We start from the raw sequence: 13,629 nt of genomic DNA, 5'->3' as shown, positions 1-13,629 counted from the left end.
GTCCATGCGCCTTTCAACGAGCTGGATGTATCAGCAGTCGCTCAGCACCATGCTCAGCCAGCAGAGCGCGCTGGCCGCGACGCAGAACGAAGTCAGCACCGGCAATCGCATCAACCTGGCCTCCGACGATCCGGCCGGTGCCGGTCAGGTGGTGAGCCTCAATCATGTGATCGCGGCGAACGAGCAGTATTCGAACTCCATCGATACGGCGAACACCCGACTGAACACCGAGGCGAGCACGCTCAGCTCAGTCAACAGCGTGCTCGACAATGCACGCACGCTGGCCTTGCAGGCGGTCAACGGCACCTTGTCGGCGAGCGACCGCAACAGCATCGCCAGCCAGCTCAGCCAGATGCGCGACCAGCTCCTTCAACTGGCCAACACCACCGACAGCAACGGCAACGCACTGTTTGCCGGCACCAGCACGACCAAGACGCCGTTCCAGTCGGACGCCAATGGCGTGGTGACTTACGGCGGCAACGATGCACAGCAACGCTCGGCAGTGGGCGCAGGCCTGCAGGTCGCCAGCAGCGATCCGGGCTCGGGCCTGTTCATGACTATTCCCATGGGCAATGGCACGTTCGAAGCCAGTGCAGGCAGCGCCAACACCGGCACCCTGGTGGTGGGCAGCAACAGCGTTACTGATCTCAATGCGTGGAATAGCGCCGCGTCCAGCAGCGGCGGCGGCTACACCATCACCTTCGGCACCGGCGGCACGTGGTCGGCGACCGATGCCAACGGCAACGCCGTGCTCGACAGCAGCGGCAACCCGGTCACTGGCACGTATACCGATGGCGGCTCGATCAGCTTCAACGGCATGACCATGGCGATGAGCGGCACGCCTGCCGCCGGCGACACAGTGTCGGTTACATCCGGTGGCCAGCAGGACATCTTCAGCACGCTCACCAACATGATCAATGCGCTGCAGAGCGGCAGCGCCACCGATACGCAGCTCACCAATGTGATGAGTCGCCAGATCGAGTCGATCGACCAGACGCAGTCGGCGATCAGCTCGGTGCAGGTCTCCATCGGTGGACGCCTGGACACGCTGCAACAGCAGCAGGGCGCCTATCAGGATCTCAGCGTCACCTACAAGAGCGCACTGTCGGATGTGCAGGGCGCCGATGCGTATACCGCCATCAGCAATCTGTCGCTGCAGCAGACGGCGTTGCAGGCATCGCAGCAGATGTTTGCGCAGGTGAAGTCGATGAGCCTGTTCAACTATCTGAAGTAATCGCAGCAAGCTGCGCGCAAGGCAAACATCGCAAGAACGAGAGGAGGGCTACGCAACGTTGAATGGTTGATGGGACGGCAGAAAGGCGGGCAAGGCCCGATCCAGTGCGCTCCATCACGAATTGGCATCGAACACGGCTCAAGTAATCGCAGGACGGGCCGAAAAGTTCACTGAGGCGGATGGCATCCCACGCGGAACCTGATCGCCGGCACGCATACAGCCAATTCAACCGGTCACCGGTTACGTAGGAGAAATCCATGTCTCTCGTTATCAATACCAATATCTCGTCGCTGAACGCGCAGAACAACCTGACCAAGTCGCAGAGCGCGCTGTCCACCGCCACGCAGCGTCTGTCCTCGGGTCTGAAGATCAACAGCGCCGCCGACAACGCCGCCGGCTTCGCCATCTCGCAGCGCTACACCACGCAGATCGGCGGCCTCGGCCAGGCCAGCGCCAACGCGTCGGACGCCATCAACCTGGCGCAGACCGCAGGTTCGGCTCTGGACCAGGTCACCGCCAACCTGCAGGCGATCCGCGACCTCGCGGTGCAGTCGGCCAACGGTACCTACACCGATTCGGACCGCGCCTCGATCGACCAGGAAGTGCAGCAGCGCCTGGCTGAAATCACCCGTATCGCCAACCAGACCACGTTCAACGGTTCGAACGTGCTGGACGGCTCGATGAAGACGAAGAGCTTCCAGATCGGCGCCGACGTCGGCCAGACCATCTCGGTGAGCCTGGGCACCAGCGTGAAGTCGAGCGCCATGGGCCAGGTTGCCGAAGTGGCCTCGGGCGACATCAGCAATGCGTTCAAGGGCTATACGCTCGCCGCTGGCGCGCTGAACGTGTCCGTCGACGGCGGCACCACCAACGTTGCCGTTGCTGCTGGCACCTACCACAGCGCCGGTGACCTGGCTGCCGCCATCAACACGGCTGCGGGCAGCTCGGTGGCGTCGGTTGACAGCACGACGGGCGAACTGAAGATCAACAACGGCGGCGCCGCTGCCCTGACCTTCACCGGCGCAGCTGCCACCACGCTCGGCCTGCCGGCCTCGACCGCCGCTGCCGGCACCGGTGCCTCCACGGGCGTCGTGGCCGCCACGGGCGATCTGTCGAAGGAAGGCCTGACCATCAATGGCACGGCCATCGACCTGAGCAGCGCCAAGAGCCTGCAGGACGTGTCCGACGCCATCAACGCGGCCGGTATCACGGGCGTCAGCGCGGCAGTGAATGGTGCCGGCAACGGCATCAACTTCTACTCCGCCGGTGCGCTGACGGTTGGCGACACCAAGGGTCAGATCGTCGGCGCGTCCGCTACGGACGTGAACGCCGGTGCGACCTACACCCAGGGCACCTCGGCCGCGACCGGTGGCTCGCTCGCCACGGGTAGCGTGGGCACGGTGGATTCGGCCAACGACCTGATCTCCCGCGTCGACGTCGCCCTGAAGACGGTCAGCGATTTCGCTGCCCAGCTGGGTGCGGTGCAGAACCGCTTCCAGTCGACCATCTCCACGGTGGCCGCTCAGACCACCAACCTGCAGGCTTCGCAGTCGACCATCCAGGACGCGGATTTCGCGGCCGAGACGGCCAACCTCAGCAAGGCGCAGGTGCTTCAGCAGGCGGGTATCTCGGTGCTGGCCCAGGCCAACTCCAACCCGCAGCAGGTTCTCAAGCTGTTGCAGTAACGGACGCAGGCCCGGATGCGACTCCTCCCGAGTCGCATCCACCGCGGCCGGATCTACCACCAGGCGGGTTGCCCCTCGCAGCCCGCCCGGTGTTTCGGGAGCTTCCGGCAAAGTCTTCATGCGTGAAGATTTTGCCGGGGGCTCGAAAACTTCCGCCACGGCGGAATCACTTCGGGAAACGGACAAGGTAGTGCGATGACCACGACTAGCAGCACCAGCGGTAGCAGCCTCAGCGCGTTGCTCAATTCGCTCACGTCGGCCACCAGCGGCTCCGGCAGTTCATCCTCGTCGAGCGGTTCATCGTCCGCCGGCAGCGGCACGCTCAGCGCCGCAGGCATCGGCTCGGGCCTGAACGTCGATTCGATCGTCACGGCGCTGGTGAATGCACGCAAGGCCGCATCGCAACAGCAGATCACCACGCGCACCAACCAGACGAACAGCCTGCTGGGCGGCCTGTCGTCGTTGAATTCGGCGCTGGGCGGCATCCAGACCGCGCTGGCGACGCTCAGCGCCGCCAGCACGTTCAGCAGCTACAACGCGACGCTGACCGCGCAGGGCAGCAGTAGCAGCATCGGCACCGCGACGACGATGTCGAGCGCGCATCCGGGCACCTACACCATCGCCGTAAGCCAGCTGGCCACGGCGCAGAAGCGTGCCAGCAGCCCGGTGACTTCGGGTACGGCAGTCGGCGCAGGCACGTTGAACATCACGGTCGGTTCGACCACCATGAACCTGGCCGTGTCGGCCACCGATTCGCTGTCGAGCATCGCCACGGCGATCAATAATTCCTCGTCCAATCCGGGTGTGACGGCCACCATCGTCAACGGCACGAATGGCCAGCAGCTGATGCTGAGCTCGACCAAGACGGGCGTGGCCAACGGCTTCACCGTCAGCGCCAACGCCACCAGCAGCAGCGGCCTCACCAGTCTCGCCAATACGCTCAACACACCGGGCGGTAACGAGGCGCAGGACGCCAAGCTCACGCTGGACGGCATCGCCGTCACCAGTCCCACCAATTCCGTCAGCGGCATGATGGACGGTGTGACGCTCAACCTCACCGGCACCGGCACCAACACGCTGACCGTGGCGCAGGACAATACCGCCGCCACCAACGCGATCCAGGGCTTGGTGGACGCGTACAACAGCTATGCGTCCACCGTAACGTCGCTGTCGAGCTTCGACACCACCGGCGCCAATCCTCCCGGCGTGCTGCTGGGCGACAACACGCTCACCTCGGTGCAGCGCCAGATCGCCTCCGTGTTGAGCAATTCGGTCAAGGGCAACGGCATCGGCACGCTGGCCAATGTCGGCATCACGCGCAATGCCGACGGCACCATGAGCCTGGATAAAGACAAGCTTGCCGCGGCCTTCCAGAGCAATCCCTCGGCAGTGAAGGACTTGTTCACCGGTCCCAACGGCTATGGCACCACGCTCAACACGGCGATCAATTCGTACACGCAGAGTGGCGGCATCATCGGCACGCGGATGGACAGCCTCAACAATACGTTGACGCAGCTGGGCCAGCAGCAGACCTCGCTGGACAACCGCATGGCCACGTACCAGACGCAGTTGCAGCAGCAGTACACCGCGCTCGATACGCTGATGTCCTCGCTCAACAACACCAGCACGTATCTCACCACGGCGCTTGCGCAGCTGACCAACTCCAGCTCCAAGAACTGACCTCCGGGGATCGACCATGACCTACGGCTACATGCGCAACGCCAGTGCGCTCTATCAGGAAACCAGCGCGCGCGGCAGCGTGGAAGGTGCCGACCGTCACCAGCTGACCAATATGCTGTTCGATGGCGTGATCGACCGTATCAACCAGGCGCGTGGCGCGATCCGTCGCGGCGATGTGCCGGCCAAGGGCATGCACTTCAGCCGCGCACACGCGATCGTCACCGAACTGCGCGGCAGCCTCGATCATGCGCAGGGCGGGGCGCTGGCGGGCCGGCTCGATGCGCTTTACGACTACGTGAGTCGTCGCCTGCTGCACGCGCAGCTCAATAACGACGAGCGTGCGATCGACGAAGTAGTGGATCTGCTCACCCCGGTGCGCGATGCCTGGCGCCAGATCCGCCATGATTTCCTGGCAAAACAGGGCAGCCAGCCCAGCGCGGCGGCATGAACATGGACGACGCGACGCGCGCGGTGGCGCTTGAGCTCAGCGAACGCATGCTGGCAGCCGCCCGTGAAGGCGACTGGAACGCCGTGGCGACGCTGGAGACCGAGCGCAGCGAGCAGATCGCCCGCTTGCCCATGACCGAAGCCCAGTCGCTGCCCGTGCTCAAGACCTTGCTGGCGCATACCGAAGAAGTGCGCGAATTGGCTCGACAGCAGCGCGATCGCCTGGGCGAGGATCTGGGCCAGCATCAGCATCGCCATCGCGCGCTCAGCGCCTATCTGCGCGCCGGCGTCGAATAAGCCCGGCGCCACCCGGCAGCAAGCGCGCATAATCGGGCACGGCCGCGACGTTCACCGGCCCAGCGCAACGAGGGAATCATGCAAGACGCATCCTGGCAGCAGTTTTCCGAGCGGGTGGCCTATGACGACGGCCTGCACGTGAGCTGTGCGGCCTTGACCGAGCCACTGGGCGAGCTGCAGCGCATGGCCATGCGCGATCGCAATCTCAGCGTGCTTGGCACCTTGGCCGTGTTCAACGAGCGCCGCAGCGAGGCACTGGACGAAGAGAGCCAGCTTGGCCAGGACATGCAGCGCCTGGACAGCAAGCTCAACGTGCTGATGGCCATGCTGGACCAGTTGCTTCAGCGCGACGCGCAGCTGCCGCCCCGTGTGCGTGTCAGCTTCAACGCGATTGGCGCGTTATTGCCCAAGTCCTTGTGGCCGGCTGCGCAAGAGCATGCTTTGGTGCGTCTGCACTTCGACGGATGCCTGGCCTTGCCGCTGGAACTTGCCGCGCAAGTCGTGCAAGAGCGTGATGCATATCACATTTTTGTTGCCTTCGAATCGATGGATGAGGCGACATGTGACGCGATTGAGCGACTCGTGTTCCGCCATCACCGACGTAAAGTGGCAGAGCGCCGAGCGACCGCGACGTAGACTGCGAACCCGGTTCACAATCGTAATGTGATCGCTATCACGCTACGGAAACCCGACACGAACGTTCTTTGACGCACATCTCGAAAGGGTGTCGCACAGGGTCACCATCCCGAGCATTGCGCCTCGGGATTTTTTTTTAGCGATTTCAGTGGTCTGTGGCGTACCGCTGCGTAGTTTCCTGGCAACGTTTACATCAGGTGACGCTCACCGGCAGGCGTGAAGTCCCACGCCGCGTCGAAAAAACGTGATTGGCTGGCCTTCTTCTTGCTCATTCCTACTCGCGGACGGCGACGGATTGTCGTCAGCGAGCAGGTGCAATCCAGGGGGACACCAATGAAGCAGCACGCACGAGAACATCACATGGGCAAGTTCGACGTACTGGTGATCGAGTCCGATCACCGCAGGGCGGAGTCGGTCGTTTCGGCGCTGGAATTTCTCGGCTATCGCCCGCAGCGCGGCGAAGAGTGCGAGATGGTGGACGAAGCGACGCACGCATGGCGCGCCGTGTATGTGGGCAATGTATGGGATGAAGCCGAAGCCGAACGTCAGTTCGCGCGGCTGGGCACTGCGTCCAATCAGGCAATGGTGTTGATGGCCGCCGATTCCGAATGGCTGCCGCGCCTGGGCAATGACGCCGCCGCCGACAACAGCCGTGTCGGCATCATCGAATTCCCGCTGCGCTACGACCAACTCTCGCAGACGCTTCGTGGCCCGCAGGCGCAGACGCCGCGTCGTCCGGAGTTGAAGCTGGTGGGCAGCTCCGGTCCGATGGCCCGTGTCAACGCATTGGTTCGCCAGGTAGCTCCGTTCGATTCCAGCGTCCTGGTGCTGGGCGAATCGGGTACCGGCAAGGAAATGGTCGCGCGCAGCATCCACGAGTGTTCCTCGCGTCGCGACAAGCCGTTCGTGGCGATCAACTGCGGCGCCATTCCCGCCGAATTGCTGGAAAGCGAACTGTTCGGTCACGAGAAGGGCGCATTCACCGGCGCCATCAGTACCCGCAAGGGTCGCTTCGAGCTGGCCGAGGGCGGCACGCTGTTCCTGGATGAAATCGGCGACATGAGCTTGCCGATGCAGGTGAAACTTCTGCGCGTGCTGCAGGAGCGTGTGTTCGAGCGCGTGGGCAGCAATCGCACCCAGCGTTGCGACGTGCGCATCATCGCCGCGACGCATCGCAACCTGGAAGCCGCCATCGCCGATGGCCAGTTCCGCGAAGACCTTTACTACCGCCTGAGCGTGTTCCCGCTGGAAATGCCCGCGCTGCGCGAGCACCTGGACGACCTCTCGGAGCTGGTGGGCGAATTCAACCAGCGCCTGTCGCGTCGTGGCCTGGGCAGCGTGCGCTTCAGCGCCGGCGCCATGCATGCGCTGCATAACTATGCGTGGCCGGGCAACGTGCGCGAGCTTTACAACCTGGTCGAGCGTCTTTCCATTCTTTATCCGCACAGCGAAGTGCGCGTCAGCGACCTGCCGGAAAAATATCGCGGCCAGCAGATCGTGGAGGAAGTGCGAGGCGCGGCGTTGCTGTCGCTGATGACCGGTCACTCCACCGTGCTGCCCGAGCCGATGGCCGTGGTGGCCAGCGATTCGCTGGTGATGCTGCCCGAGGGGGGCCTGGATCTTAAGGATCACCTTGCCGACATCGAGGTGGGTCTGATCCGTCAAGCGCTTGACGTTACCGGCGGCGTGGTGGCCCACGCGGCAAAACTGCTGCGCATGCAGCGCACGACCCTGGTGGAAAAGCTGCGCAAGTACGGTCTGCAGCCGAGTTTGCAGGCCTAAGTGCGGGAGTGAGTCGGGAGGAGTGAGAGGCGGAAGAGGGCAGGCTTTGCCCTGCTCACGCCACGCACTCCGCTTCACTCACTTCCGGAAAGCGGAACTGCGTCACGCTTTCTCTCACTGCTCACCACGCGCCACTCACTTCCGGCTTCGTGGCACACGTCGTGCAGTAACACCCTCGATAACTCTTTACGCGTTGGAATTCCGTCATGAGTCAGATCGACGTCAACAACCTGCTGTCGCAGATGCGCCAGCTCTCCTTGCAGACCAAGCCGGCGGAGCAGTCCTTTACCGCGGCAGCGCCAGGGCAGACCGATTTTGCCAGCCTGCTCAAGAAATCGATTTCGTCGGTGGCCGATGCGCAGACCGACGCCGGCATGCAGGCAGCGAGTTTCGAACGCGGCGATGACGGCGCCGACCTCGGTCGCACCATGGTCGCCATCAACAAGGCCGATCTGTCGTTGAACACGTTGACCCAGGTGAGAAACAAGCTGGTCGACGCTTACAACAACATCATGAACATGCCGGTCTGACCGGTCCATTGACGACGTTTCTGCGTCCCCCAAGCAAGAGCAGTCTTCATGGCCGATAACGCCCTCGCGACCACCGACGAAAGCCCCGGTTCTCGCCTGGACCTCAAGCAGCTTGCGCGCACCCCGGCAACACGACAGTTGTTGCTGCTGGTGGGTGTGGCCGGCGCCGTTGCCCTTGGCGTTGCCGTGGTGCTGTGGTCGCGCGGCCCCAACTACGGCCTGCTATACGCCGGTCTGGAACAAAAGGATGCCGCCGCCGTCACGCAGGCGCTGCAGGCCTCCAATACGCCGTACACCTTGGGCGCTGATGGCAACTCCATCATGGTGCCCGCTTCCGATCTGGCGGCCATTCGCCTCAAGCTCGCCGCGCAGGGCCTGCCGCAGGGCAGCTCCGCCACTGCTGCCGCACCCGGTGCCGATTCGCCGTTTGGCATGAGCGATCTGGCCGAGCGCACGCGTTACCAGCAAATGCTGGAAACCGATCTGGGCAGCACCATCGCGGGTCTGCAATCGGTGCGCGCAGCGCGCGTGCATCTGGCGCTGCCCAAGCCGTCGGCCTTCATCCGCGACAACAAGGAAGCGAGCGCCTCGGTGCTGGTGACGCTGTATGCCGGTCGCCAGCTCGATGCGAGCCAGGTGGCGGCGATCGTCCACCTGGTGGCGTCGAGTGTCCCCAATCTCGATCCCAAGCAGGTGTCGGTGGTCGATCAGGCGGGCCAGCTGCTCACCACCACCGATGCGGGCAGCGCCAGCGCCATCGGCGATACGCGTCTGCGTCTGGCCACGCGCATCGAGAACACCTATGCGCAGCGCATCGAAGAACTGCTGACGCCGCTGGTGGGCCCGGGCAAAGTGCGCGCGCAAGTCTATGCGGATCTGGATTTCAGCGAGACCGAGAAGGCGACGGAGACGTTCGACCACGAACATCCCGCGCTGCGCAGCGAGCAGACCAATAGCGAACAGCACACCGGCGAAGCGAACGACGCTTCGATTCCTGGCGCGTTGAGCAACCAGCCGCCAAATACCGTGGCGCAGCCGACCGCAGCAAAGCCTGCCGCGGGCAAGAATGGGGCAGGCAAGACAGCCGCGACCGCGCAGAGCAACGGCCCCAGTCAAAACTCCAGCAGCGCCACGCGCAATTACGAACTGGATCGCACCATCAGCCACGTCAGCGATCCGGCGGGTCGCCTCGCGCGTCTCACCGTGGCCGTGGTGGTCGACAACAAACTGGTGCCCGGCGACAAGGGCGGCAACAAGAGCGTGCCGTTCACCCCGCAGGAACTGGAACACCTCACCACGCTTGCGCGCAACGCCGTGGGTTACAACGAGGCGCGCGGCGACAGCGTCAGCGTGATCAATCAGGCCTTCCACCAGGACCCGAGCAACGATGTGGCCACGCCGGCACAGCCGTTCTGGGAACGTCCGGGCATGCTCGACCTGATCAAGCAGGCGGCCGGCATCCTGGTGGCACTGCTGGTGGCGTTCGGCCTGCTGCGGCCGTTGCTGCGCGGCTTGTCGCGCGCGCCGTCCACCAGTCGCGAGCTTGCCCTGGCCGGTGCCATGCCCATGGACACGCCGACCATTTCGGTGCGCGTGGACGACAAGGACGAGGGCGACGACGTGCTCAAGCTCGGCGTGCCGCCGCAACTGGCGTACGAGCAACGCATTGGCCTGGCCCGCCGCATGGTCGGCGAAAATCCCAAGCAGGTGGCGCAGGTGGTCAAGAGCTGGGTGGGCGAAGATGGCGGCTAAGCGCGAATTCGCACGACGTCCGCATGGCCAGCGTCGACATCGCATGTCGTCGCTGGCTCCTCAGCGGCAGGCGACGGTGAAACAAGTCAGCGGGCAGAACGCATCATGAAAGCAGAAACGCCAATCGGCGGCGCGCAGCGTGCCGCCATCCTGCTGCTCACCCTGGGCGAACAGGACGCGGCCGAGGTGCTCAGGCATCTGAGCGCACGCGACGTGCAGGCGGTGGGTTCGGCCATGGCCAGCCTCACCAATGTCACCCGTGAGCAGGTGGAAATGGTGCTCGCACGCCTCAATGAAGACATGGGGCGGCACACCTCGCTGGGCGTCGGCACTGAGGAATACATCCGCAAGATCCTGGTCAATGCACTGGGCGAGAACAAGGCGGGCGGCCTGATCGATCGCATCCTGCTTGGTCGCTCCAGCAAGGGCCTGGAGTCGCTCAAGTGGATGGAGAGCCGCGCCATCGCCGAGATGATCGGCCAGGAACATCCGCAGATCATCGCGCTGGTGCTGGCTCATCTGGAACCGGATCAGGCGGCCGAAGTGATCGGTTACCTGGCGCCGCGCGTGCGCAGCGATGCAGTGATGCGTATCGCCACGCTCGACGGCGTGCAGCCGCATGCGTTGAACGAGCTGGACGAAATCATGGAGCGCCAGTTCGCCGGCGGCAACACCAAGAAGCTCAAATCCGCGAGCGTCGGTGGCCTCAAGGCTGCGGCCAATATTCTCAACGCGATGGAAACCAGCCGCGAAAACGAGTTGATGGCGGCCATCCGTACCCACGACTCGGGCCTGAGCGGCCGCATCGAAGAATTGATGTTCGTGTTCGAAGACCTCGGTGACCTCGACGACCGCAGCATGCAGACCCTGTTGCGTGAAGTGCCGACCGCCCGCCTGGTCACTGCGCTCAAGGGCGCCGAGCCCGGCGTGCGCGAAAAGATCTTCGCCAATATGTCCAAGCGCGCGGCCGACATGCTGCGCGACGACCTGGAAGTATCCGGTCCGGTTCGCCTCAGCGAAGTGGATTCGGCGCAGAAGGAAGTGCTCGCCATCGCGCGCAAGCTGGCCGATTCGGGTGCCATCAATCTCTCCGGCACCGGTGACGAGCTGGTCGCATGAATGCCGTGATGAACCGCGACAAGTTGCTGCCCTTTGAACGCTGGCTCCCGCCCGAAGTGGGCGAGCCGGTGGCAGTCGAGCCGACGCCAGAGCCGGTGCAGCAGCCAACCGTGCGCGAGCTGGAATCGATCGAGCAGCAAGCGCGCGAAGAGGGCTATGCCGCGGGCCTCGCCCAGGGCATGGCCGAGGCGCAGCAGGTCTTGCACGAACGCATGCAGCGACTGGACGCCTTGCTGGAATCGGCCGCCCGTCCCCTGCGCAGCATGGACGAACTGGTGGAACTGGAACTGACCCGCCTGGCCATGACGGTGGCGCGCCAGGTGTTGGCGCACGAGTTGCGCACCACCCCCGACCTGGTGGTGGAAGCCGTGCGCCAGGCGGCGCTGGCGCTGCCTTCGGCCAGCGGCAACCTGCGCGTGCGCCTGCATCCGGATGATCTGGCCTTGCTGCGTTCGCTCGAGATGGTGGAGTCGCACTGGCAACTGCTGCCCGACAACAGCCTGCAGCGCGGCGATTGCCTGTTGGAAAGCGAGCGCTCGCGTCTCGACGCCCGCGTTGAAACACGGCTCGCCGCGGTCGTGGATGCCGTGCTCGGCGCCGAAGCCGAAGGCATCGACGAAGATGCCGACGAGGTGCGTGGATGAACGCGCCCAGCCCGTCGCGTGCCGCCTTGTGGCAGGAGCGACTGGCCCGTCGTCGGCAACGCGCCATCGGCGCGCGCACGCTGACCGTGGAAGGGCGTCTGCGCCGCGTCGTCGGCCTTACGCTGGAAGCGGAAGGCTGCGAGGCGCCCCTGGGTGCGCGCTGCCTGGTCACCACGGCTGATGGCAGCGAACTGGAAACCGAAGTGGTCGGCTTCGCCGATGAACGCCTCTTGCTGATGCCTGTCACCGAAATGCATGGCGTGCTGCCCAACGCCCGCGTGCGTCCATGCGCGCATACCAGCGGCCTGCCGGTGGGCATGGCTTTGCTGGGCCGGGTGGTGGGTGCCGACGGCGTGCCGCTCGATGGCCTTGGCCCGCTCGATGTGGACGAGCACGCCCTGCTCAAGAACGAACCGATCAACCCGATGGCGCGCAAGCCCATCGATACGCCGCTCGATACTGGCGTGCGCGCGATCAACTCGCTGCTCACGGTTGGCCGCGGCCAGCGCCTTGGCCTGTTCGCCGGTTCGGGCGTCGGCAAGTCGACCCTGCTTGGCATGATGACGCGCTACACCGACGCCGACGTGGTGGTGGTGGGCCTGATCGGCGAGCGCGGCCGCGAAGTGAAGGAATTCGTCGAACACACGCTGGGCGCCGAAGGGCGCGCGCGTGCCGTGATCGTCGCCGCGCCGGCGGATGCGCCGCCGCTCAAGCGACTGCGCGGGGCGCAGTACGCCACCGCGATCGCCGAGTGGTTCCGCGATCGCGGCCAGCGCGTGCTGCTGCTGATGGATTCGATCACGCGCTATGCGCAGGCGCAGCGCGAGATCGCGCTGGCGATCGGCGAGCCGCCGGCCACCAAGGGTTATCCGCCGTCGGTGTTTGCGATGCTGCCGGCCTTGGTCGAGCGTGCAGGCAACGATGCCGAAGGGCGTGGTTCCATCACCGCGTTCTACACCGTGCTCACCGAAGGCGACGACTATCGCCACGATCCGATTGCGGATGCCTCGCGCGCGATTCTCGACGGTCATATCGTGCTGTCGCGCGACCTGGCCGAAGCCGGCCACTATCCCGCCATCGATATCGAAGCATCGATCAGCCGCGTGATGCCGGCGGTCGTGAAGCGCGAACACCTGCGTTCCGCCCAGCGTTTTCGCCAGGTCTATTCGGCGTATCGCCAGCAGCGCGATCTGATCACGGTGGGTGCTTACCAGAAAGGGTCCGACCCGCAGGTGGATCACGCCATCGCCATGTGGCCGCGCTTGCGCGACTTCCTGCAGCAAGAGGTGGACGCGCCGACCACGCTCAACGACGCCATTGGCGCACTTGAAATGCTGACCGCCGGAGGCACGCCGTGACATCCCGCGCAAACCGCCTGCAACCTGCCGCCGACCTCGCGCACGACCGTCAGGAAACGGCCATGCAGCGCCTGGCCGAGCAGCAGCAAAAGCTCGCCAAGGCCGAGCAGCAGCTGGAAGAGCTGCAGAAATACCGCGCCGAGTACGCCGAGGCGCAGGGCGGGGTGAGCGTGAGCGCCTTGCTCAACCGGCGTCAGTTCGTGGAGCGCATCGACCAGGTCATCGCGCAACAGATCAACGAAGTGGCGCGCCAACGCCGCGTCCTTGATGGCGCGCGCAACCAGTGGCGCGAAGCCCACGCCCGCGAGCAGGCGCTGGGCAGTGTGATCGATCGCTACCGCGAACAGGAACGCAAGAGCGAGGACCGCCGCGAACAGGCCGAGGTCGACGAACGCAATCAGTACCGCCGGCCGGCGAGGGGGCTCTCGTGAGCACCGCCATCAACGCATTCCAGGAGATCATCGT

General features: G+C 64.7%; 13 protein-coding genes. All 13 read left to right on the top strand.

Annotated elements, in window-relative coordinates; all coding sequences use genetic code 11:
• Positions 1–4 precede the first annotated feature (4 nt).
• The 13 genes from flgL (at position 5) to fliJ (ending at position 13,595) form a co-directional block, all read left to right on the top strand.
• Positions 5–1,234, top strand: a complete 1,230-nt coding sequence (gene flgL, locus AC1DKY_RS17000; protein ID WP_441602988.1) for a flagellar hook-associated protein FlgL — start codon at positions 5–7, stop codon at positions 1,232–1,234.
• Between the two features lie 257 nt (positions 1,235–1,491).
• Positions 1,492–2,919: a flagellin N-terminal helical domain-containing protein gene (locus tag AC1DKY_RS16995; RefSeq protein ID WP_441602987.1), complete on the top strand. Its 1,428-nt coding sequence runs from the start codon at positions 1,492–1,494 to the stop codon at positions 2,917–2,919.
• A gap of 195 nt (positions 2,920–3,114) precedes the next feature.
• Positions 3,115–4,599: a flagellar filament capping protein FliD gene (gene fliD / locus AC1DKY_RS16990; protein ID WP_441602986.1), complete on the top strand. Its 1,485-nt coding sequence runs from the start codon at positions 3,115–3,117 to the stop codon at positions 4,597–4,599.
• 16 nt (positions 4,600–4,615) lie between these two features.
• Positions 4,616–5,047, top strand: a complete 432-nt coding sequence (fliS, locus tag AC1DKY_RS16985) for a flagellar export chaperone FliS (protein ID WP_441602985.1) — start codon at positions 4,616–4,618, stop codon at positions 5,045–5,047.
• Entirely contained in the window at positions 5,044–5,343 is a 300-nt protein-coding gene (locus AC1DKY_RS16980) for a flagellar protein FliT (RefSeq protein ID WP_441602984.1), read from the top strand. The genes fliS and AC1DKY_RS16980 overlap by 4 nt, the downstream gene beginning before the upstream one ends.
• 78 nt (positions 5,344–5,421) lie before the next feature.
• On the top strand, positions 5,422–5,979 hold the full coding sequence (locus AC1DKY_RS16975; protein ID WP_441602983.1) for a PilZ domain-containing protein: 558 nt from the start codon (positions 5,422–5,424) through the stop codon (positions 5,977–5,979).
• A gap of 360 nt (positions 5,980–6,339) precedes the next feature.
• Positions 6,340–7,761, top strand: a complete 1,422-nt coding sequence (locus tag AC1DKY_RS16970; protein WP_441603155.1) for a sigma-54 dependent transcriptional regulator — start codon at positions 6,340–6,342, stop codon at positions 7,759–7,761.
• Positions 7,762–7,967: 206 nt separating this feature from the next.
• The gene (fliE, locus tag AC1DKY_RS16965) at positions 7,968–8,291 is read left to right on the top strand and encodes a flagellar hook-basal body complex protein FliE (protein ID WP_441602982.1); all 324 of its coding nucleotides are present in this window, start codon (positions 7,968–7,970) and stop codon (positions 8,289–8,291) included.
• A 48-nt stretch (positions 8,292–8,339) separates the two neighbouring features.
• Positions 8,340–10,043, top strand: a complete 1,704-nt coding sequence (gene fliF, locus AC1DKY_RS16960; protein ID WP_441602981.1) for a flagellar basal-body MS-ring/collar protein FliF — start codon at positions 8,340–8,342, stop codon at positions 10,041–10,043.
• 123 nt (positions 10,044–10,166) lie between these two features.
• The gene (gene fliG / locus AC1DKY_RS16955) at positions 10,167–11,162 is read left to right on the top strand and encodes a flagellar motor switch protein FliG (protein ID WP_441603154.1); all 996 of its coding nucleotides are present in this window, start codon (positions 10,167–10,169) and stop codon (positions 11,160–11,162) included.
• Positions 11,159–11,806 carry a flagellar assembly protein FliH gene (locus tag AC1DKY_RS16950; RefSeq protein ID WP_441602980.1) on the top strand — a complete coding sequence of 216 codons (648 nt, stop codon included), beginning with the start codon at positions 11,159–11,161 and terminating at the stop codon, positions 11,804–11,806. Before fliG ends, AC1DKY_RS16950 begins: the two co-directional genes overlap by 4 nt.
• Entirely contained in the window at positions 11,803–13,164 is a 1,362-nt protein-coding gene (gene fliI / locus AC1DKY_RS16945; protein ID WP_441602979.1) for a flagellar protein export ATPase FliI, read from the top strand. The genes AC1DKY_RS16950 and fliI overlap by 4 nt, the downstream gene beginning before the upstream one ends.
• Positions 13,161–13,595, top strand: a complete 435-nt coding sequence (gene fliJ / locus AC1DKY_RS16940; protein ID WP_441602978.1) for a flagellar export protein FliJ — start codon at positions 13,161–13,163, stop codon at positions 13,593–13,595. The genes fliI and fliJ overlap by 4 nt, the downstream gene beginning before the upstream one ends.
• Positions 13,596–13,629 lie beyond the last annotated feature (34 nt).

Source organism: Dyella sp. 01N448, assembly GCF_056399225.1.
The sequence above is the reverse complement of the archived record's forward strand: the minus strand, read 5'-3'. Positions and strand labels throughout refer to the sequence as shown.

Coding starts and splice junctions, on each gene's coding strand:
- flgL (WP_441602988.1), top strand. CDS start 5: ATGCGCCTTTCAACGAGCTGGATGTATCAGCAGTCGCTCAGCACCATG.
- AC1DKY_RS16995 (WP_441602987.1), top strand. CDS start 1,492: ATGTCTCTCGTTATCAATACCAATATCTCGTCGCTGAACGCGCAGAAC.
- fliD (WP_441602986.1), top strand. CDS start 3,115: ATGACCACGACTAGCAGCACCAGCGGTAGCAGCCTCAGCGCGTTGCTC.
- fliS (WP_441602985.1), top strand. CDS start 4,616: ATGACCTACGGCTACATGCGCAACGCCAGTGCGCTCTATCAGGAAACC.
- AC1DKY_RS16980 (WP_441602984.1), top strand. CDS start 5,044: ATGAACATGGACGACGCGACGCGCGCGGTGGCGCTTGAGCTCAGCGAA.
- AC1DKY_RS16975 (WP_441602983.1), top strand. CDS start 5,422: ATGCAAGACGCATCCTGGCAGCAGTTTTCCGAGCGGGTGGCCTATGAC.
- AC1DKY_RS16970 (WP_441603155.1), top strand. CDS start 6,340: ATGGGCAAGTTCGACGTACTGGTGATCGAGTCCGATCACCGCAGGGCG.
- fliE (WP_441602982.1), top strand. CDS start 7,968: ATGAGTCAGATCGACGTCAACAACCTGCTGTCGCAGATGCGCCAGCTC.
- fliF (WP_441602981.1), top strand. CDS start 8,340: ATGGCCGATAACGCCCTCGCGACCACCGACGAAAGCCCCGGTTCTCGC.
- AC1DKY_RS16950 (WP_441602980.1), top strand. CDS start 11,159: ATGAATGCCGTGATGAACCGCGACAAGTTGCTGCCCTTTGAACGCTGG.
- fliI (WP_441602979.1), top strand. CDS start 11,803: ATGAACGCGCCCAGCCCGTCGCGTGCCGCCTTGTGGCAGGAGCGACTG.